31 protein-coding genes and 1 tRNA gene are annotated in these 25683 nt (G+C 70.6%); 15 read left to right on the forward strand and 17 right to left on the reverse strand.

The window, feature by feature from the left end; genetic code table 11:
• The first annotated feature begins 114 nt into the window (after positions 1 to 114).
• Complete coding sequence (locus tag ACQE3L_RS01060) at positions 115 to 543, forward strand: GIY-YIG nuclease family protein (protein ID WP_426961952.1); 429 nt, start codon at positions 115 to 117, stop codon at positions 541 to 543.
• 499 nt (positions 544 to 1042) lie between these two features.
• Here the strand turns inward: ACQE3L_RS01060 and ACQE3L_RS01065 are convergent, their stop codons facing one another.
• On the reverse strand, positions 1043 to 2191 hold the full coding sequence (locus tag ACQE3L_RS01065) for a pyridoxal phosphate-dependent aminotransferase (protein ID WP_426961953.1): 1149 nt from the start codon (positions 2189 to 2191) through the stop codon (positions 1043 to 1045).
• Positions 2188 to 2592: a 6,7-dimethyl-8-ribityllumazine synthase gene (gene ribH, locus ACQE3L_RS01070; RefSeq protein ID WP_426961954.1), complete on the reverse strand. Its 405-nt coding sequence runs from the start codon at positions 2590 to 2592 to the stop codon at positions 2188 to 2190. Before ribH ends, ACQE3L_RS01065 begins: the two co-directional genes overlap by 4 nt.
• Before the next feature lie 154 nt (positions 2593 to 2746).
• Between ribH and msrA the strand changes: the two genes are divergently transcribed.
• A complete protein-coding gene (msrA, locus tag ACQE3L_RS01075; protein ID WP_426961955.1) occupies positions 2747 to 3298 on the forward strand; it encodes a peptide-methionine (S)-S-oxide reductase MsrA in 552 nt (183 codons plus the stop codon).
• A 49-nt stretch (positions 3299 to 3347) separates the two neighbouring features.
• Here msrA and ACQE3L_RS01080 read toward each other — a convergent pair whose 3' ends face one another.
• The 4 genes from ACQE3L_RS01080 to guaB form a co-directional block, all read right to left on the reverse strand.
• Positions 3348 to 3902, reverse strand: coding sequence for a DoxX family protein (locus tag ACQE3L_RS01080; protein WP_426961956.1), 555 nt, complete (start codon positions 3900 to 3902; stop codon positions 3348 to 3350).
• Between the two features lie 93 nt (positions 3903 to 3995).
• Positions 3996 to 4631, reverse strand: coding sequence for a HalX domain-containing protein (locus ACQE3L_RS01085; RefSeq protein WP_426961957.1), 636 nt, complete (start codon positions 4629 to 4631; stop codon positions 3996 to 3998).
• Positions 4632 to 4722: 91 nt separating this feature from the next.
• On the reverse strand, positions 4723 to 5895 hold the full coding sequence (locus ACQE3L_RS01090; protein ID WP_426961958.1) for a TrmB family transcriptional regulator sugar-binding domain-containing protein: 1173 nt from the start codon (positions 5893 to 5895) through the stop codon (positions 4723 to 4725).
• Between the two features lie 106 nt (positions 5896 to 6001).
• Entirely contained in the window at positions 6002 to 7498 is a 1497-nt protein-coding gene (guaB, locus tag ACQE3L_RS01095) for an IMP dehydrogenase (RefSeq protein WP_426961959.1), read from the reverse strand.
• A 344-nt stretch (positions 7499 to 7842) separates the two neighbouring features.
• Between guaB and ACQE3L_RS01100 the strand changes: the two genes are divergently transcribed.
• The 4 genes from ACQE3L_RS01100 to ACQE3L_RS01115 all read left to right on the forward strand — a co-directional run bounded on the left by ACQE3L_RS01100 (position 7843) and on the right by ACQE3L_RS01115 (position 9731).
• Positions 7843 to 8043 carry a DUF8099 family protein gene (locus ACQE3L_RS01100; protein ID WP_426961960.1) on the forward strand — a complete coding sequence of 67 codons (201 nt, stop codon included), beginning with the start codon at positions 7843 to 7845 and terminating at the stop codon, positions 8041 to 8043.
• Complete coding sequence (locus tag ACQE3L_RS01105; protein WP_426961961.1) at positions 8044 to 9129, forward strand: DUF5794 domain-containing protein; 1086 nt, start codon at positions 8044 to 8046, stop codon at positions 9127 to 9129.
• A gap of 59 nt (positions 9130 to 9188) precedes the next feature.
• Positions 9189 to 9416, forward strand: coding sequence for a DUF5795 family protein (locus ACQE3L_RS01110; protein ID WP_058364960.1), 228 nt, complete (start codon positions 9189 to 9191; stop codon positions 9414 to 9416).
• Between the two features lie 140 nt (positions 9417 to 9556).
• A tRNA-Trp gene (locus ACQE3L_RS01115) sits at positions 9557 to 9731 on the forward strand.
• Positions 9732 to 9870: 139 nt separating this feature from the next.
• On the opposite strand, the gene ACQE3L_RS01120 is transcribed toward ACQE3L_RS01115, so the two are convergent.
• The 4 genes from ACQE3L_RS01120 to ACQE3L_RS01135 form a co-directional block, all read right to left on the reverse strand.
• On the reverse strand, positions 9871 to 10167 hold the full coding sequence (locus tag ACQE3L_RS01120; RefSeq protein ID WP_426961962.1) for a DUF3006 family protein: 297 nt from the start codon (positions 10165 to 10167) through the stop codon (positions 9871 to 9873).
• The gene (locus ACQE3L_RS01125) at positions 10164 to 11600 is read right to left on the reverse strand and encodes a lamin tail domain-containing protein (RefSeq protein ID WP_426961963.1); all 1437 of its coding nucleotides are present in this window, start codon (positions 11598 to 11600) and stop codon (positions 10164 to 10166) included. The genes ACQE3L_RS01120 and ACQE3L_RS01125 overlap by 4 nt, the downstream gene beginning before the upstream one ends.
• A 245-nt stretch (positions 11601 to 11845) precedes the next feature.
• On the reverse strand, positions 11846 to 12082 hold the full coding sequence (locus ACQE3L_RS01130; RefSeq protein ID WP_426961964.1) for a hypothetical protein: 237 nt from the start codon (positions 12080 to 12082) through the stop codon (positions 11846 to 11848).
• A 179-nt stretch (positions 12083 to 12261) separates the two neighbouring features.
• Positions 12262 to 13032: a GTP cyclohydrolase III gene (locus ACQE3L_RS01135; RefSeq protein WP_426961965.1), complete on the reverse strand. Its 771-nt coding sequence runs from the start codon at positions 13030 to 13032 to the stop codon at positions 12262 to 12264.
• A 163-nt stretch (positions 13033 to 13195) separates the two neighbouring features.
• On the opposite strand from ACQE3L_RS01135, the gene ACQE3L_RS01140 reads away from it, so the two are divergent.
• Both ACQE3L_RS01140 and ACQE3L_RS01145 read left to right on the forward strand, forming a co-directional pair.
• Positions 13196 to 13975: an HAD-IIA family hydrolase gene (locus ACQE3L_RS01140; RefSeq protein ID WP_426961966.1), complete on the forward strand. Its 780-nt coding sequence runs from the start codon at positions 13196 to 13198 to the stop codon at positions 13973 to 13975.
• A gap of 110 nt (positions 13976 to 14085) precedes the next feature.
• The gene (locus ACQE3L_RS01145) at positions 14086 to 14211 is read left to right on the forward strand and encodes a hypothetical protein (protein WP_426961967.1); all 126 of its coding nucleotides are present in this window, start codon (positions 14086 to 14088) and stop codon (positions 14209 to 14211) included.
• Between the two features lie 186 nt (positions 14212 to 14397).
• Here ACQE3L_RS01145 and ACQE3L_RS01150 read toward each other — a convergent pair whose 3' ends face one another.
• Together ACQE3L_RS01150 and ACQE3L_RS01155 are read right to left on the reverse strand one after the other, a co-directional pair.
• The gene (locus ACQE3L_RS01150) at positions 14398 to 14796 is read right to left on the reverse strand and encodes an OsmC family protein (RefSeq protein ID WP_058364954.1); all 399 of its coding nucleotides are present in this window, start codon (positions 14794 to 14796) and stop codon (positions 14398 to 14400) included.
• A 101-nt stretch (positions 14797 to 14897) separates the two neighbouring features.
• Positions 14898 to 15617, reverse strand: a complete 720-nt coding sequence (locus ACQE3L_RS01155; RefSeq protein WP_426961968.1) for a metal-dependent hydrolase — start codon at positions 15615 to 15617, stop codon at positions 14898 to 14900.
• A 434-nt stretch (positions 15618 to 16051) separates the two neighbouring features.
• On the opposite strand from ACQE3L_RS01155, the gene hflX reads away from it, so the two are divergent.
• The 7 genes from hflX to ACQE3L_RS01190 all read left to right on the forward strand — a co-directional run bounded on the left by hflX (position 16052) and on the right by ACQE3L_RS01190 (position 21219).
• Positions 16052 to 17482, forward strand: a complete 1431-nt coding sequence (gene hflX / locus ACQE3L_RS01160) for a GTPase HflX (protein WP_426961969.1) — start codon at positions 16052 to 16054, stop codon at positions 17480 to 17482.
• Between the two features lie 48 nt (positions 17483 to 17530).
• Positions 17531 to 18655, forward strand: coding sequence for a histidinol-phosphate transaminase (gene hisC / locus ACQE3L_RS01165; RefSeq protein WP_426961970.1), 1125 nt, complete (start codon positions 17531 to 17533; stop codon positions 18653 to 18655).
• On the forward strand, positions 18655 to 19176 hold the full coding sequence (locus ACQE3L_RS01170; RefSeq protein WP_426961971.1) for an adenylate kinase family protein: 522 nt from the start codon (positions 18655 to 18657) through the stop codon (positions 19174 to 19176). The genes hisC and ACQE3L_RS01170 overlap by 1 nt, the downstream gene beginning before the upstream one ends.
• A 25-nt stretch (positions 19177 to 19201) precedes the next feature.
• Complete coding sequence (locus ACQE3L_RS01175) at positions 19202 to 19804, forward strand: CDP-alcohol phosphatidyltransferase family protein (RefSeq protein ID WP_426961972.1); 603 nt, start codon at positions 19202 to 19204, stop codon at positions 19802 to 19804.
• A 93-nt stretch (positions 19805 to 19897) separates the two neighbouring features.
• Positions 19898 to 20395: a LabA-like NYN domain-containing protein gene (locus ACQE3L_RS01180; protein ID WP_426961973.1), complete on the forward strand. Its 498-nt coding sequence runs from the start codon at positions 19898 to 19900 to the stop codon at positions 20393 to 20395.
• A 23-nt stretch (positions 20396 to 20418) separates the two neighbouring features.
• Positions 20419 to 20616: a hypothetical protein gene (locus tag ACQE3L_RS01185; protein ID WP_426961974.1), complete on the forward strand. Its 198-nt coding sequence runs from the start codon at positions 20419 to 20421 to the stop codon at positions 20614 to 20616.
• Between the two features lie 99 nt (positions 20617 to 20715).
• Positions 20716 to 21219 carry a PUA domain-containing protein gene (locus ACQE3L_RS01190; protein ID WP_426961975.1) on the forward strand — a complete coding sequence of 168 codons (504 nt, stop codon included), beginning with the start codon at positions 20716 to 20718 and terminating at the stop codon, positions 21217 to 21219.
• A gap of 48 nt (positions 21220 to 21267) precedes the next feature.
• Here ACQE3L_RS01190 and ACQE3L_RS01195 read toward each other — a convergent pair whose 3' ends face one another.
• From ACQE3L_RS01195 to ACQE3L_RS01215, 5 genes are all read right to left on the reverse strand, one after another.
• Positions 21268 to 22272, reverse strand: a complete 1005-nt coding sequence (locus tag ACQE3L_RS01195; protein ID WP_426961976.1) for a presenilin family intramembrane aspartyl protease PSH — start codon at positions 22270 to 22272, stop codon at positions 21268 to 21270.
• Positions 22273 to 22347: 75 nt separating this feature from the next.
• On the reverse strand, positions 22348 to 23193 hold the full coding sequence (locus ACQE3L_RS01200) for a CPBP family glutamic-type intramembrane protease (RefSeq protein ID WP_426961977.1): 846 nt from the start codon (positions 23191 to 23193) through the stop codon (positions 22348 to 22350).
• Between the two features lie 169 nt (positions 23194 to 23362).
• Positions 23363 to 23599, reverse strand: coding sequence for an H/ACA ribonucleoprotein complex subunit GAR1 (locus ACQE3L_RS01205; RefSeq protein ID WP_426961978.1), 237 nt, complete (start codon positions 23597 to 23599; stop codon positions 23363 to 23365).
• Positions 23596 to 23880, reverse strand: coding sequence for a signal recognition particle subunit SRP19 (gene srp19 / locus ACQE3L_RS01210; protein WP_426961979.1), 285 nt, complete (start codon positions 23878 to 23880; stop codon positions 23596 to 23598). Before srp19 ends, ACQE3L_RS01205 begins: the two co-directional genes overlap by 4 nt.
• Before the next feature lie 297 nt (positions 23881 to 24177).
• Entirely contained in the window at positions 24178 to 25254 is a 1077-nt protein-coding gene (locus ACQE3L_RS01215) for an MBL fold metallo-hydrolase (RefSeq protein WP_426961980.1), read from the reverse strand.
• Between the last annotated feature and the right edge of the window lie 429 nt (positions 25255 to 25683).

Here is a 25683-nt window from a genome sequence, read left to right on the forward strand (position 1 = left end):
TGGGCCCGGCGACAGGAACCTGTCGGTCCCCGACCGCGCCGAGGCGGCCGGGCCGGCCCTACCGGCCCGCCTCGTCCCGACGGGCCTTTCGGCACGCGGCTCGACCCATCGCGCATGGACGAGGGCGGCACGTACACCCTGCTGGTCACGCTCCCCGAGGCGACTCGGATCGGGGTCGGCGCGCTCGGCGACCACGCGTTCCCCGCGGGCGCGTACGCCTACACCGGCAGCGCGCTCGGCAGCGGCGGCTTCGCCCGGGTGGACAGACATCGGCGCCTCGCGCGCGGCGAGTCCGACGCGCGCCACTGGCACGTCGACTACCTGATCGGGCACCCCGAGGCGACCCTCCGCGAGGTCGTCACCTCGCCCGGCGCGGACGCGGAGTGCGCGGTCGCAGAACGCCTGAACGAGGGGCCGGTCCCCGGCTTCGGCGCCTCGGACTGCGACTGTCCGTCGCACCTCGCGCACGAGACAACGCTCGAAAAACTCCACGAGATGGTCGAAAACGCACACGAGGCCGCAAGGGAAACGGACGACTCCTGATCTGCCCCCGTGGTGAGGCTGGTCGGTGCGACAGTAGCGCTGAGGCGTGCTGTTGTGTGGTGGTCTGTGTAGTGCTGTGCTGTCGGCGCGCGCCGCGGCGACCGCGAAGCGTGTCGCCGCGACCGCGCGAGGGAGGCGGCGGCGCGGCCGCCTGCTGTGCGGTTTCGCGGCCGCGCCGGCGCCGAGGCTGGGGAGGTGTGAGGCTGCGGGGCGGTTGCGGTGCGGGGTGGGACTGAAAGGGGCAGTCGGCTCGATCCGGCCCCGACGACGTAAGCACCGCAGCGGGCGTTGCGGAGAGCGAGGAGCGCAGCGAGGCGCGGCCGGTCGAGCCGACTGGGGCTTTCTGGGTGGTGCTGTCCAAAGCAGCAGCATCTGCAGCAGAACCAGATCAGTAATTGGGAGAGCCGGTTGGGGCTTTCTGGGTGATGCGGTCCAGATCAGCAGAAGTAGCAACTGAGACAGCCGTTTCAAAAACGCCGTACAGAGAGCCGCCCGAGACCTAGATCAGGTCCGCGTCGGCCAGTCGCTCGACCGCTTCACGCAGGCGGTCCTCGCTCGCGGCGTAGGAGATGCGGGCGTAGCCGGGCGCGTTGAACGCGCTGCCGGGAACCGTCGCGACGTTCGCTTGCTCGATGGCTGCCTCGCACCACGCCTCGTCGTCCGCGTCGACGGGGAGCATCATGTAGAACGCGCCGTCGGGGACCGCCACGTCGACGCCGTGCTCCTCGAACAGGTCGATCAGGAGGTCCCGCCGGCCCCGGAACGCCTCCCGCATCTCCACGACCGCCTCCTCGGTGTTCTCCAGCGCCTCGATCCCGGCTCGCTGGACGAAGTTCGTCGCACAGGAGACGGAGTGGGAGTGGAGCTTGCCCGCCTCGCTCACGAACTCCTCGGTCGCGTGGAGGTAGCCGAGCCGCCAGCCCGTCATCGAGTAGGCCTTCGAGAAGCCGTTGACGGTGACCGTGCGGTCGGCCATGCCGTCGAGCGACGCCAGCGAGGTCGGCTCCACGCCGTAGCTGATGCGCTCGTAGATCTCGTCCGAGATGACGGCCACGTCGTGCTCGACCGCGAGGTCGCGGACGCCCTCCAGCGCGGCGTCGGTGTAGACCGCGCCCGTGGGGTTCGACGGCGAGTTGACGATCAGCAGTTCGGTGTCCTCGGAGACCGCGGCCGCCAGGTCGTCGAGGGCGGGTTCGAGTTGGAAGCCGTGGGGCGCCAGGTCGACGCGGTTGAGGTCGCCGCCCGCGAGCTTGACCTGCGCCTCGTAGGAGACCCACGCGGGGTCCAGCAGGACGACCTCGTCGCCCTCGTCGACGAGCGTCTGGACGACCTCGTAGAGCGCCTGCTTGGCGCCCGGCGTGACGATCACCTCGTCCGCCTCGGCGTCGACGCCGCCGTCGCGGAGCTTGTCGGCGATCGCTTCTTTGAGACCGGGGACGCCGTTCGTCGACGTGTAGCCGGTGTGGCCGGCGTCCATCGCCGCCTTGCCCGCCTCGGTGACGTTCTCGGGGGTCGGGAAGTCGGGCGCGCCGACCGACAGGTCGACGACGTCCGCGCCCTCGGCCTCCTTCTCGGCGGCGAGGTTGGAGATGGCAAGCGTCGCGCTCGGTTCGACTCGTTGAATGCGCTCGGAGAAGTCGTAGCTCATGGGAGTTCCTCCACTAGGTCGAGTGCGGCGTCGACGGCCTCAGCGCCCTTGTCGGTGCGTTCGCGCGCCTCCGCGCCGGACATCCCCGGCCCGCTCACGCCGAACGTGACGGGGGTGTCGCGGTCGAGGCTCACCTCCGTGAGCGCCTCCGCCGTCGCCTCCGCGATCACGCGGTCGTGGTCGGTGTCGCCCGTCACGATGGCGCCGACGACCGCGACGGCGTCGACGTCGTCGCGGCGCGCCAGTCGGTCCGCGGCGAGCGGCGCGTCGTACGCCCCCGGCACGGGCACCTCCTCGGCGACCTCGGCGCCGCGGGCGGCGGCCGCCTCGCGGGCCGTCTCGGCCATCGGTCCCGTCACGGAGTCGTTGAACTGCGCCACGACCAGTCCCAGCGTAACCATACTCCGGAGATACCTCGGCGCGGCCTAATGTCTACCGTTCGCGCGCGATGTTGCAGGCCGACATCGGCGGTGAGAGTTCGACGCGTCGGTGCCGGCCACCGGCGGCCTCGCCGCCGCCGATGCGTCTATACGCCGGGAGCACCTATCGTGGGGCATGAGCGAGACAGAAACCGCGACGCTCGGCGGCGGGTGCTTCTGGTGCGTCGAGGCGGCCTTCGAGGAGGTCCCCGGCGTCGAGTCGGTCACCTCCGGCTACGCGGGCGGGCGCGTCGAGGACCCGAGCTATCGGGCGGTCTGTACCGGCGAGACGGGCCACGCGGAGGTCGTGCAGGTCGAGTACGACCCCGACGAGCTCTCCTACGCCGACGTGCTGAAGGTGTTCTTCACCGTCCACGACCCGACGCAGCTCAACCGGCAGGGGCCCGACGTGGGGAGCCAGTACCGGTCGATAATCCTCACGCACGACGACGAGCAGGCGCGCGCGGCCGCAGAGTACGTCCGCGGGCTGGAGGCCGAGGACGTCTACGACGACGAGATCGTCACGGAGATCGAGCCGCTGGAGACGTTCTACGAGGCCGAGGAGAAACACCAGAACTACTACGAGAAGAACCCCGGCGACGCCTACTGCACGTTCCACGCCGACCCGAAGATCGAGAAGGTCAGGAAACTGGTCGCGGACGGCGCCGACGCGGCGGCCGCGGAGTAGCCGCGGAGTAGCCGCAGTCGGCCGCGATCCCGGCTCGATCTCCGTTCTCTCACCCGAGGAAGTACCGCGCCCAGGGGTACCGCTCCACGAGCGGCTGGCCGTCGATCTCGTACGCCTCGATGTAGGCGTCGAGCCCGAGGATCCGCCCGGCGCCGAACGCCGCGACGGAGAGGAACACCAGCATGTACGCGAAGTCGCCGTTGATGTAGCCGTGGGAGATGTCCCAGTTGCCGAGGTAGAACAGCAGCATCATGAACGCCCCCCAGAAGGCGGCCAGCCGGGTGAACGCGCCGACGAGGAGGCCGAGGCCGATCAGGACCTCACCCCACGGGACGGCGATGTCCACGAAGCTGACGAACCAGGGCGTCTCGCCCATGGCCACGAACAGGCCCGCGACCGGACTCCCGTTGCTCGGCGGCGCGTTCTGGAGGTAGCCCGCGGCGCTGAAGCTTCCCGAGAGCACCTTCCCGAACCCGCTCTGGAAGAAGGCGATCCCCATCATCAGCCGCAGCGCGAGGATGAACCAGACGCTCAGGGTGTGGAGCTTCCCCGTCGCGGTGAATCCCCCGATCGTGCTTCGTAACTCGACTTCGGTCGATGACATGCGTTCTGACAGTTCTCAGTGGTGGTACATAAAAACACTCGCCAGTCCGACAGTTGGGGAGCGAGGCCGAGGAAGGTACAGCCCCGTGGACGGCTACTCGTCCGCGTCGGCTTCGCCGCCGTTGTCGGCGTCCGCGGCGTCGTTCGCGTCGGGCGCCTCGCCGTCCTCGAACTCCTTAAACATCCGCTCGAAGTCCTCGTGCTCCTCGAGGGAGCTCACGGTCGTGTCGAGTTCCGACTGCAGCTCCGCGAGCCGGTCGGACAGCTCCTGGTACTCCTCGCTGTCCGCGAGCGCGCTCTGTCCCTTCTCGGTCTCCAGCAGGGCCTTCTTGGAGCTGAGCGCGAACAGCTCCTGGACGCCGGCGTCGTACTGGCTGCGCTCCAGCAGGTCGTCGACGGTCTCCCGGAGCGTCTCCTTCGTCACCGGCTTGACGAGGTAGTCGTCGAAGCCCATCGCGACGATGTCGAAGTCGGGCTCGACCGCGGTCACCATCGCGACGCGACAGTCGATGTCGCGGTCGCGGACGGTGACGAGCACCTCGTCGCCGGACAGCCCGGGCATCCGCCGGTCCAGAAGGACAACGTCAACCTCGTCGTTGAGCTGTTCCAGCGCCTCTCGGCCGCCGTAGGCGGTTCGAACCCGGTAGTCGCTGCCGAGCCACGCTGCATAGAGGTCCGCCAGGTCGGGTTCGTCCTCGACGACGAGCACGAGTGGGGGTTCATCGCTCATTGGTCCTCGGTCCTGCAACGTCCGCTCACACGATTCATCGCACGCCCCGCTATATCAAAATGTCCCTTGTGTCGCCGGGGTCGGAGATCGGTCACGCCGGGTTCGCCTCCTCGATGCGCTCGCCGTCCGGACGCTCGACCGCGGTGACGGAGATCCGCGTCAGCTCGATGTCCTCGAGGTTGGCGCCCCACCCGCCGACGGACCACTCGCGGTCGCCGTCGTCGACGTAGGCGGTCACGCGGCCGGCGAGTTTCGGGAGCGGGACCGGATCGTCCCCCTCGCCCCCCTCGTTCGACCCCCGGCTCCCGGTCTCGTCGTGCGTGGCTCCCTCGTTCGCCTCGTCGCCGGACTCGCCCGCGTAGACGAACTCGGTCACGGTGCCGTCGATCGTGACCGGCTCGCCGTTCGCGCGGGCCGTCCCGCGGACGCGGACCTCCACGGTGCCGCCGGCGCTCACGATGGGCTGCACCTCGCGTAGGAAGCGCCGGATGTCGACGTAGTCGGCCGCGAGCCGCCCCGCGCGCTCGTCGTACACCTCGTCCCACACCTCCCACAGACACGTGCTGAAGTACCAGTGGAAGACGTACGTGAGCGAGAAGTCGTCGACGAGCACGCCGTACTCGTTGAGCGAATCCCGGTGCGGAGCGAAGCAGGTCACCGTCCGGTCGACCACCGCGAGGAACGGCGCGGGGAGCGGCCGGTGTCGCACCTCGGTCGCGACCGCCTCGAACGCCGCCGCGTCCACGACCCCGTCGTCGTCCTCGCCGACCAGCGTCAGCTTCACCACCGCGCCGTTCTCGTGGGCCGCCGCGAGGGCGTCGTGAAAGCGGTCGAACCCCTCCGGGCTCACCGCGAGCGCGACCTCGTTTTCCGCGTTCGCGACCGCCTCTACCGCGCGGTCCGTCACCGTCTCGAACCGCTTGACGATGTCGACGCGGTGGCGGTCCGGCGCGGGCGCCTCCCAGCGGGACTCCGCCTCCTCGGCCGCCGAGACGAGCCTGTCGGCGCGGTCACGCAGGTCGTCGAGGGCCTTCCGCGGGTCGCGAGCGCGGGCCCGCAGCGCGTCGCCCTCGTACGTCTCGACGTATCCCCGCTCCTCGAGGTCCCGCAACACGTCGTAGATACGTGCGCTCGGGACCCCGCTGGCGTCCGCCAGCGCCGTGGCCGACGCGGAGCCGAGCTCCAGCAGGCTCACGTACGCGTCCGCCTGGTACTGGGAGAGCCCGGCGTCTTCCAGAGTACGGCGCACCTCCGCGATATCCATGTGTAACCACACGGATACGCTCGTCTTAACCCCTGTGCTGTCGGAAGCTGCCTCGCGTGACGGGTCGAGAAAACGAGAACCGCCGCCCGGGAAGGCGTCGCTCCGCCTACTCGTCGGGGGAGTAGTTGGGCGCCTCGTCCGTGATCATCACGTCGTGGGGGTGGCCCTCCGTCTGGCCGGCCGCGGAGACGCGGACGAACTCCGCGCGCTCCTTCACGCCGGGGACCGTCTCGGCGCCGACGTAGCCCATCCCCGAGCGCATGCCGCCGACGAGCTGGTACAGCTCCGAGGAGAGCGTCCCCTTGTAGGGGGTCGCCGCCTCGACGCCCTCGGGGACGAACTCCTCGTCCTCGTCGGCGTCCTTCAGGTAGCGGTCGCCGCCGCCGGACTTCATGGCGCCGACCGACCCCATCCCGCGGTACTGCTTGTACTTCTTGCCGTTCATCGTGATGACGCGACCCGGCGCCTCCTCGGTGCCCGCGAAGTAGGAGCCGAGCATCACCGCGTCCGCGCCCGCCGCGATGGCCTTGATCGCGTCGCCGGAGTACCGGATGCCGCCGTCCGCGATGACCGGCACGTCGTGCTGGCTGGCCACGTCCGCGACCTCGGCGACGGCGGTTATCTGCGGCATCCCCGCGCCGGAGACGACCCGCGTGGTACAGATCGACCCCGGCCCGATGCCGACCTTCAGGCCGTCCGCGAAGTCGACCGCGGCCTCGGCGGCCTCCCGCGTGCCGACGTTGCCGACGACCACGTCCGCGTCGACCGTTTCCTTGATGGCGCGCGCGGACTCCAGTACGTTGAGGTTGTGCGCGTGCGCGCAGTCGATGAACAGCACGTCGGCGCCCGCCTCGTCGGCGGCGACCGCGCGCTCCTCCTCGAAGGGGCCGACCGCGACGCCGGCGATCAGGCGGCCGTCGTCGTCGCGAGCGGCGTCCTCGTGCTCGCGGCGCTGGAGGATCCCCTGCATCGTCACCAGCCCGACGAGTCGCTCGTCGTCGTCGACGACCGGGACGCGCTCGATCTTGTGGTCGTACATCAGCTCCAGCGCCGCGCGGGCGTCCACGTCCTCGTCGACGGTGATGACCTCGTCGGTCATCGCCTCGCGGACGGCGTCCTCCTCGCCGACCTCCAGATACGGGCGGATGTCGGTCCCGGAGATGATGCCGAGCACGGTGTCGTCCTCGTCGACGACTGGGGCGCCGGAGACGCCCTCGCGCTCCATCGTCGAGTCGGCCTCGCGGACGGTCATCTCGGGCGAGACGGTGACGACGTTCTCGCGGCGGATCACCAGTTCGTGTGCGCGCTTGACCCGCTCTATCTCGGCGGCCGTCTCCTCGACGGTCATGTTGCGGTGGAGCACGCCGAGTCCCCCCTCACGCGCCATCGCGATCGCCATCCGGCTCTCGGTGACGGTGTCCATCGCCGCCGAGAGGACGGGCAGGGTGAGTTCGACGTTCCGCGACACGCGCGTCGACAGGTCCGCGTCGTCGGGTTCGACGCGGCTCTCCTTGGGTCGGAGCAGCACGTCGTCGAAGGTCAGCGCTTCCGGTTCGCGGAGTTTCTCCGAAAAGGGCTCGTCGGTGGGAGCGTCCTTCGCCATGTCAAGGGTCGCGGCGGATCCGGGAAAAGCGTTGCGAGTCAGCACCGACGTGCGGGTCGGACGCATCCGAATTCGGGATATATGCGAACCCGTGGATCGATCCGGCGGCCGGCGCTCCGTCTCGCGTCTCGGGTCCGGCGGACGGTGACCGCGCGCGAGCCGATCGACGCGAACGGTCGTTCGTGAGGGACCGGATCCCGGCGCCCGAAACCGTGGAACTCTCGGCGAAATCGGACGATCGTCTACGACTCACAAGCGCTATTTAAAAAGAACTGTACGAATATTCTGGCGTATGCGGACAACCCTCACGCAACGTTTAACCCCCGCCGTTCGGATGATGAAGTATGGACTCCGACAGTCCCGCTGTGACGAGTGTTGCCGGCCAGCCGATCCGCCGTCTCGGCGCCCTCTTTAAAACCGGCAATATTCTCACATTCACACGGGACTGGACGGCTCCGTTCGGACGCACTCACGACGACGCGCTCGGCTATCGTGGGGAGTCCGCACACCACCGTCGGCCCGCCGGTGAGGGCCACGCCGCCTGAATGAGCGTTTCCCAACACCCGATCGCGCTCCGCTTAGAGCGGCAGGTCGGGGGCGCGACGAAGCTGCTGGCGACCGTGATGGCGCTGCCGCTCGTCGACGGCATCTTCCCCGCCCTGGTGCTGGCCGGGGTGCTCGACAGCGCGTTCGGCATCCTCGAGACCGGGCTGCTGATCTTCGGCGGCTCCGCGACCGTCGCGGTCATCCTCGCGGAGATGGACGGCACCCGCCGCCAGCAGGCGACGTCGGTGCTGCTCATCGGCGCGCTCATCGTCCCGGTCGCCGGGATACAGGCCGCGCTGGCGCCTACCATCGAAGGGCTGCTGAACATGGCCGTCTTCGAGCGGTTCGCGGGGCTGGTCATCCTGACCATCGCCGCCAAGACCGCCTCCTCGAAGGTCGGCGAGAGCCTCCCGAGCCCGGCCGTCATCATCGCGCTCGGGCTGGTGGCGAGCTTCGAGCCCGCCGGCGCGGAGCTGGCGCTTCTGAACGACCCGGAGACGGTGCTGCGCGGCGCCGCGGCCGCGGGCGTCGGCGTCGCCTTCGCGTTGGGCGTCGCGACCCTGTCGCCCCAGCTGCGCGGGCGCGTCGACATCGACCGCTTCCGGTTCGGCTCCGCGGTCGCGCTGGGCGTCCTCGCGCTTCCCATCCTGCTCGGCCCCTTCGGCGTGATGCAGACGGACGCGCCGGTCGCGCTGGCGGTGCTCGCCGTCACCGGCCTGTTCGCGTACGACCCCGAGGCCGAGGGAGTCGGCAGCGAACGGGACGACGACAGCCCGGACGACCGCGGCGCGGAGCCGGCGGACCCGGACGCTCCCGCCGCGGAGGACGACTCCCTCCCCGGGGCCGAGCCGACCCCCGACCCGGTTCGCGGCGACGCGCCGGCCGCGACCGAACCGGCCGCCGACGGGGCCGGATCGAACCCCCCGGCCGGCTCACCGGCGGTCGTGGCCGACGGCGACGCCGAGTCTCCCGACTCGTCGACCGCGGTCGACGACGACGGCGAACCGGCCGACTCGGTCGAGGAACCGGACGCGTCGGACCACGACGGCGACGACACGGGCGAGTCGCGCGCGCCGTGGCTGTAGCCGGTCCCCCGCCCCTCCCGACCGTCGGGCTTTAGGTCGCCGCCGCGCTCTCACCACGCATGAGCAACCGCGTCGTGCAAGGGCGGATGGTGACGCCGGAGAAGTTGGCCGAACTTATCGAGGGCGAGGCCCCGCTGGAGGCGGAGTCGATCGAGGACGCCGACCGCGACTGCCCGGACTGCGGCAGCGACGTGATCCGGGTCGGCTACATGCCGACCGTCACCGAGTTCGTCACCGGCTACAAATGCCAGGAGTGCGACTGGAGCGACACCGACCGCGACGAGTAGCGTCGGCGGTGCGCGAGCCCGCGCTCTCGCCGCTGGTCGCCCCCGGAAGACACTCCGCGGACGGCCCCGCCCTGCCCCGATCACGGCGTATCGAAACCCCTTTACGTACCTCCGGACAACCCACATTCGCAAGATCGCTCGGGGCTGTGGCCAAGCCAGGGATGGCGACTGACTCCAGAGGCCGCGCCGGGGACGACACTCCAGACTGGTATTCCGAGCGGCCGACTGATCATCGGCCGCGTTGACGACCCTCTGGAGTTCCGAGGCGCAACCGGAGATATCAGTCGATCGGGGGTTCAAATCCCTCCGGCCCCATGGCGGTTCTAAGGTTAACTTATCACTTCTTAGAGATACGTCTCCGACTAAAAGCACTTCTGTCCCAAGAAGGGCCGCCGCGTGAGCGTCGGATGCGCCGGACCGTTCACCACGGAGAGGGATTCCGAGGACCTCCCTGTCACGAGTCGTCCTCGGAGGGTGGCCGCTTCGATAAACGGTCGAACCGGTCCTGTGCCGCGTTCGCGCGGGTTTCGGTCGACTCGGGGTCGTAGGACGCGGCCGCGAGGGCGCCGTCGCGGACGGTCACCGAGAGGACGGCGTCCGCGTGGCGTGCGTCCGCGGGGAGCCGTGCGGCCTCCAGGACCGCGTTCCCGACTTCCTCACTGCCGCGTTCGAAGAACACGGTCGCGAGCCCGTCCTCGACGCTGTCGACGACCGCGGTGTACTCGCCGTCCGGGAGTTCGATGTCGGTCATTCGTAGCTCACCGCCAGGACGCGTTCTCCATCGTCGTCGGAGAGTATCACCGTGTCGCCGTCGTTGTTCCAGACCGGCGATCCCGCCCCCCAGTACAGGTCGGTGTCGGTGTCCGTTCCGCTCCCGGTTCGCAGCGTCACCCTCGCACCGGCTTCGAGCGTGAAGCCGTCCGGGAACGCGTAGCTGTGACCCGCCTCGTCTTCGACCGTCCAGCCGGAGAGGTCGATCGCCTCGTCGCCGGTGTTCTCGAAGACGACGTACTCGTCGTTGAGGTTCTCGCGGTCGTCGCCCGCGGCGTCCGCGTTGATCGCGGCGACCTCGAGCGCCGCGTCCGGCTCGTTGTCCGTCGTCTCGGTCTCCTCGCCGGTGTCGTCGGTCGCGTCGCCGTCGCTTCCGGACCCGCCGTCGACCGGGTCGCCGCCGATCCGAGCGCGCTCGACGACCTCCTCGGTCGTGCCCGGGGCTATCGGGTCCGCGTCGCGGATCGCGAGCGCGTCCGTCGGCGCGTCGCGTTGCGTGCGCACGGAGACGCCGCTCCCGTCGCTGACGAGCACGATATCGCCGTGCGTCGCCGTCCAGTACGTCGGGAGGGACCGCTCGGACAGCCGCTCGAGGACCTCCTCGTGCGGGTGTCCGTACTGCGAGTCGTACGCGCTCGAGACGACGACCGCCCGCGGCCGTACCGCGTCGATGAACGACTCGCTCGAGGAGCTCGCGGAGCCGTGGTGGCCGGCCTTCAGCACGGTCGACCGGAGTTCCGTGCCGTAGGTGTCGATCAGGTACGCCTCCTGGTCGTCCTCGGCGTCGCCGGTGAGCAGGAAGCTCGTCTCTCCGTGTGCAACCGCGAGAACGATGCTGTTCTCGTTGCGCGCTTCGTTCTCGAGGTACGGGTCCGGCGGTCCGAGAACGTCCACGTCGACGTCCCCGAACGGGATGGCGTCTCCCTCCCGCGTCTCGTACAGCGTCACGTCGTGCTCCTCGACGGCGTCCAGGTACTCGGCGTACGTCTGGCTACTCGACGCGATCCCCGGGTCGTAGACCGCGCCGATCCCCTCCGCCTCCGTCTCGTAATACTCGATGACCGCCGCGTTGCCGCCGATGTGGTCCGCGTCGTTGTGCGAGGTGACGAGGTGGTCGATCCGGGTGACGCCGTGCCGGCGGAGGTACTGTAACACGTACTCGCCGTCGTCGTTGTAGTGACCGGTGTCGACGAGCATCGTCTCCCCCTCTGGACCCACGATGAGCGTACTGACCGACTGCCCGACGTTGATGTAGTGGACCTCGAGGGTGCCGGCCGCCGCATCGGCCGGCGAGCCCTGGCTCGGAACCGGCTGTGACGGCGTCTGATCGCCCGGAACCCCGCCCGCACAGCCCGCGAGGAGAACGAGACAGACCGTCAGGAGGGCCCGTCGCTTGCCTCCGGCTACTCGCATGTGGCATACAGACCCTACGCTACCAAACCGGTTGCCGTTTGTTACCTACCCACGCACGGTTGAGTTTGTGCCGATCGGCGGCCTAGAATCGCCGAAAAGGCGGTCCAGTTCCTTCCCGCTGCCGGATCGGAACGAAACGGCCGGAGACGCCCGTCTCGTCTCGCGGGTCCTCTTCGACCCCTCGTGAAACGACGGACACGCTGGTCAGGATGGCCGGATCGGTACCCCGCGGGCCTCGCGGTGCGTTACGACTCGTCTTCGGCGCGTGCGCCCTCCGGGTTCCCCTTGTGCTGGAGGTTCCTGTTGTCCTGCGACTCGACGTTCGTCGCCGGAATCGGCTCGGCGTCGACCTCGCCCCGCGGGCGTCCGGTGTACGCGTGGCCCGACTTCTCGGCGCAGTGGGCCATCGCATCGTGGGCTCCCTCCCACGGTCCCGCCGTGCAGTCGTCCGACGTGCAAATGAATACGATATCGCCCGGCATTCCAGTTAGGTCGAACAGAATACGCATATAAAAATCTGTGTGAACGGACCGAAAAACATAATAATTCTTGACATCGCGCCCGTCGATCGCCTCGAAATCATCGGGCGGTCCGAAGCGCCGGGGACGCGACTCCCCGTTCCGAGGTCGGACCGGTTCCGGGAGGGCGTACCGGCGAGGGCCTATTCCGGCAGGGGCACGCCGGCGAACTCGACCGCCGTTTCGCGCTCGCGGCCGACCTCGAGCGCGTGCTTGGCCGCGAAGCCGGCCTCGTGGGCGTGTCGGCCGCGTCCCACCCCGACGCGGACCTCGACGCCGGTCTCGCGGCGGACGTGGTCGATCGCGTCGCGGTAGCCTGTCTCGGTCACGTCCGGGCAGACCGCGATGACGTTGTCGCCGCCGACGAAGAAGGAGAGCGCGCCGTGTTCCGCCCGCATGTATCGCATCAGCGCGGCGTACGCCTGCTCGATCTCGATGAACGTGTCGAAGGCGTTGAGCCGGTCGGTGTAGGTGCCGGTGGCGTCGACCACGTCGAAGTGCGCCAACGCGAGGTCGTCGTCCGCGCGGTCGGCGAGGAACTCGCCGTCGAGCACCTCGGTCCGGGCCTCGTCCTGCGCGCTGCCGCGGACCTGCAGGCGCTCGGTCGCGGACTCCAGCGCGTCGATGGGTCGGGTCGCCACGTCGACGCCGAGGCTCACCGTCACCGGGTAGCGGTTGCGGACCGTCTCCTGGAGTGCGGCGTGGTCCTCGCCGTCGAGGCCGTTCGTCACGGCGATCATGTTGTCGAACCGCGTGAAGAAGACGTAGCCGTTCCGCGAGCCGACGAACTGCGCGAGGTCCGCGAACAGCCGCGACTGGAGCGTCTGGAGGTCCATCTCCCGGCGCGGCTCCGGCGTCACGGTCCACGGCCCGTAGTTGTCGATCTGGACGAGAGTCAACTGGGTGGTCGTCACGGGTACCCGGTGTTCGGACCGGCGCCCGCTTTACCCTTCCGTTATCCACAAGCCGTGACCCATCCCGATACTGGGACGAGAGGATGATTGTCGACGGTCCGCCCCACCGTCCGACCGGGTGCGCGGACGGAACCGATACGGTTCGCCGGCCCCTGTGACCCCCATGGACTACCGAGGCGCCGTCCTCGACGTCGACGGCACCGTGGTGCGCGGCAACGACCCCATCCCCGGCGCGCCGGAGGGGTACCGTCGGCTCCGGGCGGCCGGGCTGGAGACGCTGTTCGTCTCGAACAACCCGACGAAGGCGCCGCCCGCGTACGTGGATCGGCTCGGCGACGCCGGCTTCGAGGTGACCGCGGAGCAGGTGGTGACCGCGGGAACGGTCGCGACGCGGTACCTCCGGGAGCACCACGCGGACGACGACCTCTTCCTGATCGGCGCGCCCGGACTGCGTGAGCAGCTCGCGGCCGCGGACCTTTCGACGACCGACGCGGTCGAAGCCGCGGACGCGCTGGTGGCCTCCATCGACCACGGGTTCGACTACGAGGACCTCTGCGAGGCGCTGTGGGTGCTGGAGCGGGACGTCCCCTTCATCGGTACCGATCCCGACGTGGTGATCCCCGCGCCCGATCGGGACGTGCCGGGCTCCGGCGCGATCATCAACGCCGTGGCGGGCGTCGCGGAGCGCGACCCCGACGCGGTGCTCGGCAAACCCTCCGACGCCGCGGTCGAACTCGTGCGCGAGCGCCTGCCGCACCCGCCGGAGCGGTGCCTGCTCGTCGGCGACCGCCTGAACACGGACATCGCCCTCGGCGAGCGCGCCGGGATGACCACGGTGCTCGTGCGCACGGGCGTCACCGACGACGCGACGCTCGCCGCGAGCGACCACGACCCCGACTACGTGCTCGACTCGCTGGGCGACATCGACCGCGTTCTCGGCTGAGCGGCCGGTCCGCTCGCCGCGACGGCCGCGGTCGCCGCGGGTCGACCTCCGCCGAGGTGCGTGCCACCACGTGCCAAAGATTTAAGCCGGCGAATCGCAATCGGACGCACATGGACCACGACTCGCCGCACGTGTGGGACGGCGAAACCGAGGCCAACCGCGAGGAAGACCCCGAGGACGACCGCGTGGTCGTCGTCGAAGGCCACGCCGTACAGTTCAACGAGTACCGCTACTGACTCGCGGTCGGCGGTCGACGGAGGCGGGCCCATCTGGCGCTCCTCGGACGCGGACCGGGAGTGACGGCGCTCCGAGCGGCGCCGCTCCGTGGCCGGCCTCGTCGCTCAGCGGGACGGAACGCGAATCGCTCGCTCGGAGGCGCGGAGCGGCTGCGGAAAAGTCGAAAGGGCGGGTCGTGCCGGGGTTCAGAAGGCGTCGCCGTACGCGGAGATGTCGGCGTGGAGCTCCTCGCGGAGGGCGGAGTGGACGTGGCAGATGTCCTCGGCGCGGTCGACGATCTCGTCGAGTTCGCCCTCGCTCAGGTCGGCCTCGACGTGGAGGTCGAAGCTGATCGCGGCCAGGTCGTCGTCGTCGTCCAGCTCCGCGGAGGCGTCGATCTGGAGCTTGCCGAGGTCTTCCTCACCGCGCTGGCTGCCGCCGACGCGGAACGCGGGGAGGAAACAGGAGGCGTACGTCGCGACGAGCGTCGCGTTCGGGTTCGGGCCGGTCTCGTCGGTGGCGTCGATCTGCAGGTCGAAGTCGCCGACGTGACTGGTGGACGCGTAGCCCTCCTCGCTGACCGTGGTGGTCTCGATGTCAGACATACGCGCTCACGTTCGGTCGGTCGCATCCTAAAGATGGCGGTCGTGGGCGGTCCGCGCGCAGACGCGCCGTCGGTCGATCGGCGGAGCGGACCCCGGCCCGTCTACAGTTCGTAGGACTCGTCGCCGTCGAGGACGACGGCCTCGGCGGCGCCGGCCGTCGCCTTCACCTCGCGCACGAAGTCGTCGGTGTCGATCTCGATCGGCGGGAAGGAGTCGTAGTGCATCGGGAAGACCACGTCCGCGCCGACCCAGTCCGCGGCGATCGCGGCCTGTGCCGGCCCCATGGTGAAGTGGTCGCCGACCGGGAGCGCGGCCGCGTCGGGTTCGAGGAACAGCCCGATCACGTCCTTCATCTCGGACATCAGCGCCGTGTCGCCGGCGTGGTAGAACGCGGTCGCGTCGGCGTCGGACTCCTGTGTCGGCTTCTTGTCCGAGACCACGAAGCCGGCGGGCATCCCCGCGGAGGTGCCGTAGCCGGTCTCGATGCCGTTGGAGTGGTCCGCGCGCACCATCGTCACCCACGCGTCGCCGCACGCGACGGTGCCGCCGAGGTTCATCCCCATGCCGCCGACCGCGTTCTCGTGACCCATGTTGTCCTCGAGATAGCCCGCGAGCTCCGGAGTCGCGACGACGGTCGCGCCCTCGTAGCGGTCGGCGTCGCCGATGTGGTCGGCGTGGCCGTGGGTCAACAGGAGATAGTCGGGGTCCAGTTCCTCGGGCGAGACGTCCGTCTTCGGGTTGTCGAAGAACGGGTCGATCAGCAGGTCGGTGTCGCCGACGGTGACGTGCCACGTGGAGTGGCCGTGCCAGGTGAGTTCCATGGTTCGGTCGGAACGTGTCGCGGAGAGGTAATAAATGTCGTCGCCGGCGAGGTTCCGACCGGGGCGCGCTCCGACCCACGTGCCGTTTGGTTCCGATCACCACACCCCACGAACGGTTAAGTGGCGACGCGGGAACGCTGTGGTGAATGAAGACCGATCCCCGTTTCCGCTGACCGGGCCCTCGACGGGACCGCCGCGTGCGCCGCCCCCCGGGACGCCGGGGTGTCGCGGCGCCGCGTCGGCGCGGCCGCGGTCGGCACCGACGACGCGCCCGGGAGCGGAACTCCGCCGTCGCGGCGACGGTGTGGCTCCCCTCCCGGTCGCGGTGGGACAGCGTTCCGAGTCGGTCGACCGACCCGCCGTGGCGGCCCCCGTCGCGCCGCCGCGTCGCGTCGGCCGACCCCTCCGCGGGCCGACGCGAGCGCCCGAGACGAATGTCGAACACGAACGACGCATCTGCGGACCGACGAGACGGATCGACGCGAACGGAAACGGCGGACGGGTCCCGGGCCATCGTCGTGGCCCGCGACGCGGACGCGGTCCCCGACACGACCGAGATACGGGCGCTGACCGAGGCGGTCGGCTACTCCGTGGTCGACGCGGTGACACAGCGCCGCCGCGAGGACCCCACCTACGCGGTCGGGCGTGGGAAGGCCGAGGAGTTGATGCGGCGCGCCGCCGAGACGGACGCCGACGCGGTGGTGTACGACGGCGAGTTGACGCCCGGACAGACCGCCGCGCTGACCGACCTGCTCCCCGCGGGGGTGTCCGTGCTGGACCGGACCCGGGTCGTGCTCGACCGCTTCGCGGACGGGGCCGACTCGCGGGCCGCGACGCTTCAGGTCGATTTGGCCCGCCTCCGCTACTGGAAGCCCCGGCTTCGTGAACTGATCGCCCGCGACTACGCGGACGACCTGCGGTTCCACAACGAGGACGATCGGCGCGTGCTCGACGTGGAGCGACGCATCGAGGCGACCGAGCGCGCGCTCGACGCGGTGACGGAGACCCGACGCGAGCGCCGTCGCGAACGGCGCGAGGCGGGGTTCGACCTCGTCGCGCTCGCGGGCTACACCAACGCCGGCAAGTCGACGCTCCTCCGCCGGCTGGCGGACGACCTCGACGACCCTGACGGGGTCCCGGCGACCGGCGGAACCGCGGCAGCCGGAGCGACGCCGGCGACCGGGGGCGACGGTCACGCGGACGTCGCGACGGCCGCGACCGTCGCGGACCGCCTCTTCGAGACGCTGGAGACGACGACGCGTCGCGCGACGGTCGGCGGGCGGCGACTGCTGGTGACCGACACCGTCGGGTTCGTCGACGCGCTCCCGCACGAGGCGGTTCGGTCGTTCCGGGCGACGATAGCGGCGACGCGCGAGGCCGACGCCGTCCTGCTGGCGGTCGACGCGACCGACGCGCCGGACCGCCTGCGCGAGAAGGTCGCCGTCTCGCTCCGCGCGGTCGAGGAGACTTCGGGACCGGTGCTCCCGGTCCTGACGAAGGTCGACGCGCTGGCGGGGCCGGAGTCGATCGACGCCCGCCTCGCGGCGGTCGACGAGGCGGCGGCCGCGCTGTCGGGCGCGGGGGTGCCCGCCGCGGACCGCCTCCTGGACCCGGTGCCGGTCAGTGCGCTCGACGGGACGGGGATCGACCGGTTGCGCGAGCGGACCGTGGCCGCGCTCCCGACGGCCGAGACCACGCTCGACCTCCCGAACGACGGGGCGACACAGCGCCTGCTGGCGTGGGCACACGACCACGGGGACGTCCGCGACGTCTCGTACGAGGCCGACGCCGTGCGGGTCCGGTTCGCCGGCCGTCCCGACGTCGTCGCGGAGGCCGACCGACGGGCCGCGGCGCTCGGCGAGTAGCCGACCGGTTCGGGCAGTCTTAAGGGCGCCCACGGCCGACGAGGACGTATGCAACCACGGGACCTCTCAGCGAACTCCCCGTACGTCCCCGGCCGCGGCGTCGAGGAGGTCGCCCGCGAGTTGGGACTCGACCCCGAGGACCTGATCAAGCTTTCCTCGAACGAGAACCCCCACGGCGCTAGCCCCGACGCCGTCGCCGCGATCCGCGAGCACGCCGACGGAATCAGCGTCTACCCGAAGGCCTCGCACACGGACCTGACGAGCCGCCTCGCCGAGAAGTGGGGCGTGACCGACGAGCAGGTGTGGCTCTCGCCGGGCGCGGACGGCTCCATCGACTACCTCTCGCGGGCGATGCTGGAGCCCGACGACGACATCCTCGTCCCGACGCCGGGCTTCGCCTACTACGGCATGTCCGCGCGCTACCACCACGGCGACGCCAACGAGTACGAACTCGAGAAGGCCGACGACTTCGTCCAGACCGCCGAGACGGTGCTGGAGCAGTACGCCGGCGAGCGCATCGTCTACGTCACCTCGCCGCACAACCCCTCCGGCTCCACGATGGACCTCGACGACGTGGTCGCGCTCGCGGACGCCACGGCCGACAGCACCCTCGTCGTCGTCGACGAGGCGTACGGCGAGTTCGACGAGAGCGAGAGCGCCGTCTCGCTGATCCGGGAGGGCGGAGGCGACGCCACGCGCGACGACGCGCGGGACGATATCGCGGTCCTCAGGACCTTCTCGAAGGCGTACGGGCTCGCCGGGCTCCGGGTTGGCTACGCGGTCGTCCCGGAGGCGTGGGCCGACGCCTACGCCCGCGTGAACACGCCCTTCGCCGCGAGCGAGTTGGCCTGTCGGGCCGCGCTGGCCGCGCTCGACGACGACGACCACGTCGAGAAGTCGGTCGAGAGCGCCCGGTGGGCGCGCGCGTACATCCGCGAGGAGCTCGACGCGCCGACGTACCCCTCGGCGGGCAACTTCGTGCTCGCGGAGGTCGGCAACGCCGAGGCGGTCTGCGAGGCCGCCCAGCACGAGGGCGTCATCGTCCGGGACTGTAGCTCGTTCGGGCTGCCCGCCTGCATCCGGATCTCGACCGGCACGCGGGAGGAGACCGAGCGGGCCGTCGCGACCCTCAACGACGTGCTCGCCGACCTCGAACAGGGTGTCCACGCCTGATGCGGCTGGCAGTCACCGGCACGCCCGGGACGGGCAAGACGACCGCGACGGAGCTGCTGGCGGACCGATGGGAGGACGCCCCCGAGGTGATCCACCTCAACGAGCGGATCAAGGGCGACGACGACCTCTGGACCGAGCGCGACGACGACCGCGGCGGCTCGCGCGTCGTCGACCTCGAGGCCGTCCGTGAGGAACTGGGCGACTGGGAGGGGATCCTGGAGTCGCACCTCGCGCACCACTTCGACGCCGACGCGGTCGTCGTCCTCCGGTGCGCTCCGGCCGTCATCGAGGAACGCCTCCGGGAGCGCGGCGAGTCCGCCGAGTCGGCCGCGGAGAACGCCGAGTCGGAGGCGCTCGACGTGGTGCTCGCGGAGGCCGTCGAGCGGTTCGGGCGCGAGAACGTCTACGAGATCGACACCACGGACCGGAGTCCGGCGGAGGTGGCCGACGCCATTCGCGCGGTGCTGGAGGGCGACCGCGAACCGAGCGCCGGGACGGTCGACTTCACGGGGTACATATAACCGTGAACCGGGAGAGTGACCGCGTATGACGCTCGATCAGTATCGGTCCGTAGCGGAACGCCTCCTCGGCCCGTGGGTCGCCGCGGCCGACCGGCTCGGGCTGACCCCGAACCAGGTCAGCGTGATCGCCTTCGCGGCGGCCGTCGCCGCCGGTGGCGCGTTCTACGTCGGCACCGCGGCGGCGTACGCCGCGGGCGCGGCGCTGGTGTTTCTAAACGGCTGGCTCGACCTCGTCGACGGCGCGCTCGCGCGCGAGCAGGCGGTCGCCTCGGAAGGGGGCGACCTGCTCGACCACGTGCTCGACCGCTACGCCGACATCGCGATCATCGCCGGGTTCGCCGCGGGGATCGGGCGGTACGACCTCGGGCTGCTCGCGGTGACGGGCGTCCTGATGACCTCCTACCTCGGCACGCAGATCCAGGCGGTCGGGCTCGGCCGCGAGTACGGCGGCCTCCTCGGCCGCGCCGACCGGCTCGCGCTGATGGGGTTCGTCGGGTTCGCGGCCGCGGTCGTCCCGCGGGAACTGGTCGCGGGACTCGGCGTCGTCGGGCTCCTCCTCGTCCTCTTCGCGGTCGTCGGCCACCTCACCGCGCTCCAGCGGTTCCTGGGCGCGTGGCGGGACCTCTGATCTGGGGACTGACCGACGACCCGGGAGGCCGACCGCGCCGACCGGCGCCCGCGGCCCGAAGTTGATAAACGATGGCGGCGAAACGACCCGACAATGAGCGTGACCCACGCCGACCAGCGCGTCGCGGTGCTGGCGGACTCACAGAACCTCTATCACTCCGCGCAGAGCAAGTACTCTCGGAACGTCGACTACGCCGGCCTGCTGGAGCGGGCGGTCGGCGACCGGTCGCTCGTGCGCGCCATCGCGTACGTCATCCGCGCCGACTCGCCGGAGGAGGAGAGCTTCTTCGAGGCGCTGCGGGACATCGGCTTCGAGACGAAGATCAAGGACATCAAGACGTTCCCCGACGGGACGAAGAAGGCCGACTGGGACCTCGGGATGAGCCTCGACGCCGTCTCGCTGGCGAGCCACGTCGACACGGTGGTCCTCTGTACCGGCGACGGCGACTTCGCGCGGCTCTGCACCCACCTCAGACACGAGGGCGTCCGCGTCGAGGCTGTCGGGCTCGGCTCGTCGACCGCCGAAGAGCTGATCGACGCGGCCGACTCCTTCCACGACATGGAGGACGAGGAGGACGCGTTCCTGCTTTAACCTCGGCCGTTCCAGACCTCTCCATGAGCTCTCGTCAGCGCGGCCCGGACCCGGTCGACGACCGCCTCGTCGTGCTCGCGCTGCCCGCCGTTCTCGGCATGGCGCTCGGGCTCGCGGTCGGCGGCCAACTGGACAGCCTCGCGGCCGGAATCGCCCTCGGGATCGCCCTCGCGGCCGGGTTCGGCTGGCTGCGGCTGTGGCTGGCGAACCTCCCACAGTAGTCCCCGTCGGCGGACCTCCCGCGGTCACCCCGACCGGCGGTTCCTCCCGCGACGCCCACGGTCCGGAACCGCTTTGAGCGCGCCGCCGCGAGTGCGCCCATGAGCGACGCGGAGGATCTCGCGGATCTGCGGGTGACCGCCGACTACCAGTTCGGCGCCGGCGCGGGCGCGGCGCTGTTCCCGCCGAGCGACGAGCACACCGTTCGGCGGTCCAGCGGCGGCCGCCCGCGGCAGGTGCTGGCCGGCGACGTGACCGAGACACCCGGTAGCGCGGAGGGCGACCGGCTCGTGACGTACGGCACCGACGGCCGTTTCCGGCTCGGGATCGCGGGCGGCGCGCGCCTCCACGAGGCGCTCGATCCGCCCGCGTACCGCGTCACCGTCGGCGACGAGAGCGAACCGTTCGTCCGCGACGGGAGCAACGTCTTCGCGAAGTTCGTCACCGCGGTCGACGACGCAGTCCGACCCGGAGACGAGCTGCTGGTCGTCCACGAGGACGGCCGCCTGCTCGCGGTCGGGCGCGCGGAGCTCTCCGCCGCGGAGATGCGCGCGTTCGACACCGGGATGGCCGTGAAGGTTCGTGACGGCGTCGAGGACCTGTAACTCGACCGCGAACCACGCAGGCTGGCCGAGCGACGGAGACGCCTCGACCTACAGGAACCGCGCCAGCCCGACCGCCTCGATCAGCGGGATGCCGGCCGCGATCGAGCCGACCAGGAAACCGGCGATGGCGCCGCCGTTCAGCAGGGGGAGTCCGGCGTGTGCCCGGCCCTTCATGACCCAGCTCATCAGCACGAGCAGGCCGGCGACGGTGCCGACCATCGCGCCGAGCGCGGGCAGGTTCAGCCCGATCAGGGGCACGTCGAGCGCGCCCGCCTCGGGGAGGAACGTCGCCGCGCTGGCGACCAGCACCGCGGGGATGACCGCGTCCCCGAGTCCGATGAAGAACGCGTCGCGGTCCTCGATGTCGGGTGCCTCGGCCTCCGTCTCCGCGGGCTCAGCAGCCTCCGCGGGCTCAGCAGCATCCGTGGCCTCCTCAGCATCCGCGGCTCTATCAGCCTCCGCGGACCCTTCCTCGCGGTCGGCCAGCAGCGAGTAGGACAGCGACAGCGGAATAACGAGCACCACCGGGATGTTGAGGTCCATCACGCCCTCGGCGAGCGAGAGCATGTGCTCGGTGCCGTAGACGGAGATCGCGTCGTAGACGGCCAGGAGGGTCAGCAAGACGAGCGCCGGGAGGACGCCGAAGGAGATGCCGAACAGCCCCGCGGCGCCGGCCCCCATCAACACCCCGGCGGTGTCGATGACGTACCACTCCGGATGGACGAGCAGCGCGACGCCGACCGCGAGCGCGGGGACTGCGGCGAGGACCGGCGAGAACAGCGCGGAGAAGACGTACCACGAGAGCCACGCGGAGGTCCCGACGATGACGAGCCGGACGGCCCAGTCGAACTCGTACTTGAACGCCGCGAGCATCAGCGCCGTCATCACGAGGATGGCGGCGATGTAGAGCACGCTGTTTGTGGGGTCCTGCGGGTTCTCGACGGGTTGGTAGCCGCTCTCGACGAACTCCGGCACGAGCGCGAGCGCGCCAAGCTGGACGAGGACGAAAAGCGCCACGGCGAAGCCGACGCCGCGATACGCGCGGGGGATCATCTACCGCCCGTTCGACGCGGGGGCGTTTTGCAGTTGTGCTTGCGGCCGACCTCCGGGCGAGGGCCGGCCGCCCCGTCACTCCCCGGCCGCGAACGACCGGTCGAGCGTCGGCGCCCCGCGGATGGCGATGGCGACCGCCGCGAGGCCGAACGCCGCGATCCCCGCCGCGCCGACCGGGCTCGCGACGAACTCCGCGATCCGGGCGTTCTCCGCGACCGCGTAGACGAGCACGAGCCCCGCGGAGCCGTTGAACACCCCGTGGAGCAGCGCGGCCGCGAGCGCCGACTCCGCGCGAACGACGAGGAACGTGTACGCCGGCGAGAAGGCGACGCAGGCCAGCGTCATGACGGCGACCCCCACCGTCGGGAACGAGGGGTAGTTGTAGCCCGCCGCGACCACCGGCGCGTGCCAGACGCCCCACAGCGCGCCGACGCCGAGCGACGCGCGCCAGAACCCGAGCGGCGCGAGCTCCCACAACAGGTAGCCCCGCCAGCCGAACTCCTCGCCGAACGCGAACACGGCGTTGACGGTCGCGCCGAGCGCCAGCGCCAGCCCGAGCGCCGCCGCGACGCCGAGCGCCCCGGCCGGAAGCCCGACGCCGGGGAGGGGGTCGCCGTCCAAGCCGAACGCGACGCCGGGAACGGCGACCGCCACCGCCAGCGTCACGCCGACGAGCCCGAGGGCGACAAACGGCGCCGCGAGCAGCCACCGCGGTCGGCCGATGCGGAGTCCGACCTCCCGGACCCCGACATCGTGACGCAGACAGACGACCAGTCCCGCGACGAGCGGCGAGAACATGTAGACCGGCGCGAGCGCGACGGTGGAGACGCCGAGCGCACGGGCGGCCGCGACGAGGAGCACCGCGGCCGCGATCAGAGCCCCGACGAACAGTCCGAGCCGGTCGCGGTCGATGTCAGACATCGTCGCTCCGCCGGACTTCTCGTCCGATGTCCGGGTCGTTCGGTACTCGTTCGGCGCTCGTCACCGCTCCTCCGCCGACTGCGGTCGCTCGCTCGGGGACCATGACTGCCGGAGGATACGCCGGGGGGCGCAAAACCGTTACGCCGGCGTGTGAGGATCCCTCGCGGCCTCACCGCGCGTACAGCTGCTGGCCCACCAGCGACGCCAACTCGACGCCGTCGTTCGGCGTCACCGCAACGTAGGGGCGCTCCACCGGGCCGAACACGTCCACGACGCGACCGACCGTCGAGAGCGACTCGTCGACGACCACGTCGCCGATGTCGGCCGCCTCCCCCGCACCGTCCGCGTCCGCGCGCGCGATCGCGAGCCCCTGCGCGATTCGGACCACGTTGCCGACGCGCTTCACGCTTCGTCGCGCAGGATGTTGACGTACGCGGCGACCGCCTGCACGAGGTCGTTCTTGGCCGTGTCCTCCGTCCCCTGAACGAGCACGCGTCCCCGCGGCTCGAACTCCCGTGAGTACGCCTTGTCGCGTTCGATCACCGCGTCGTACCCCACCTGCTGGACCGCCTTCGCGATCTCGTCGACGGCCGGCTCCTCGACCGCCTGATCCGCCGGCACGCGCCGCCCCTCCGACCGCGTCAGCGCCGCGTCGATGTAGGCGGGATAGATGACGTTCTCGACCATACCGGGAGAGCGAGCGCGCGGGGTAAGATCCTTTCGACCGACCTTTTTCTGCGTCGGGTTCGCGCGGCGCAAGCGCCGCGCTCACCGCTCCTTGAAAAATGTCGATCAAAAAGGGGCCGCGGTCGGCGCTGCGGGCGCTTCGCGCCCTCGCGCCGCCGCGGTACCACAACCTCGACAGAAACAGCACCGCACCGCCACCGCATCAGCACCGCACCGCCACCGCATCAGCACCGCGCCGCGGCTCCGACGGTAATCGTCTCTGGGCTACCGCCGAGAAAAATCGCGACTGCAGCCGCGTCAGCGCCCTTCGGTCTCGGCTTCGACCATGCCCGAGAACCTAGTGTTCGGGAACAGCGCGTTCACGTCCGGGTCCGCGTCGAGAAGCCGATACTGGCTCCCGTCCCGATCCACGACGCCCGCGTCCTCGAGATGGTCGAGATGCGCGTGCGCCTCGCCCGGCCCGTGCAGGATGTGGATCCGGTCGAGGTCGCCGAACAGGTGCGCGGAGACGGTCCACGTGTCGCAGGGCCCGTGCTCGTCCAACACGTCGATGACGCGCTCCGTGCGCTCGCGGTGGTGCTCGAGGATGACCGCCGCGCGGCGACTCGGCTCCGTGATCGCGTCACGATGTCCCGGATGCGCGCGCGTCCAGTCCCGCTCGACCACGCGAACCAGGCTCTCGGCGTACTTCTGCAGGGGCTGCGCGACGCGCGTGTCCGCGCCGCCGACGTTCGGCGTGTAACGCGGCAGGATCGCGTCGCCGACGAACGCCTGCTCGCCCCCGCGGTCCCCGAGCAGGGACTCGTCGGGACCCACGTCGGCGCCGCCCCCGTCCGCGACCGAGTCCGCGTCGAACGCGAACGCCGTCAGCCCGGCCGCGTGGCCGGGGAGGTGAACCGCCTCCAGTTCCGTCCCGTTCACGTCGAACCGGTCGCCGTCCACGATGGGCGTCACGTCCGCGTCGGCTCCCCGGAGGTCGTCCATCGACCCGCCGATGAACGACTGGAGCGCCTCGCGGGCGTCCGCGGGCATCCCCCACAGGTCGAAGACGCGCTCCTGTGCGTCCCGGTCCTGGAGGAAGGACGGCTCCGCACCCGAGACCAGGGGCGCGTCCGCTTCGTGGACGAACACCTCGCAGTCGCTCTCGGCCTGCACGTCGCCCGCGAGGCCGGCGTGGTCCGGGTGCCAGTGCGTGAGGTACACCTCGTCCACGTCCGCGAGCGCGAGCCCCGCGGTCGCGAGCCCCTCCTCCAGCTCCGCCCGCACCTCGGGGAGCGCGACGCCCGTGTCCACGAGCGCCGTCGTCTCGCCGTCGAACAGGTAGACGTTGTTCAGCCCCTCGAAGACGGTGTTCCCGAGCCTGATTCGCTTCACTCGTGTACGTGGGTCGCGCGCCTTTTTGAGCGTTGCCACTTTCGACACTACGGAGACCGAGTCGCGTCTGCCGGTGTTCACCCGGAGTTCCGCGCCTCCGTTTTTGTGGCGACTCCGCCGATCGTGCCAGCACCACCCCGAAAACTCCACCCACCGCCCCGCATCGCGGCCGCATCAGCACCCCACCGCGACCGCATCAGCACCTCACCGCGACCGCATCAGCACCCCTACCGCGACCACTTCAGCACCCCACCGCGACCGCATCAGCACCTCACCGCGACCGCATCAGCACCTCATCGCGACCGCATCAGCACCTCACCGCGACCGCAGCGGACGGGGTCGGTTCGCAGCGCACAGTTCTGCATTCGGTCGGTCGGATGCCGACGCTGGGTCGTTCCACTGGGGACCGGCGCCGCCGCTGAAAGGCGC

Origin of the sequence: Haloparvum alkalitolerans, assembly GCF_050122995.1 — an archaeon.
GTDB lineage: Archaea > Halobacteriota > Halobacteria > Halobacteriales > Haloferacaceae > Haloparvum > Haloparvum alkalitolerans.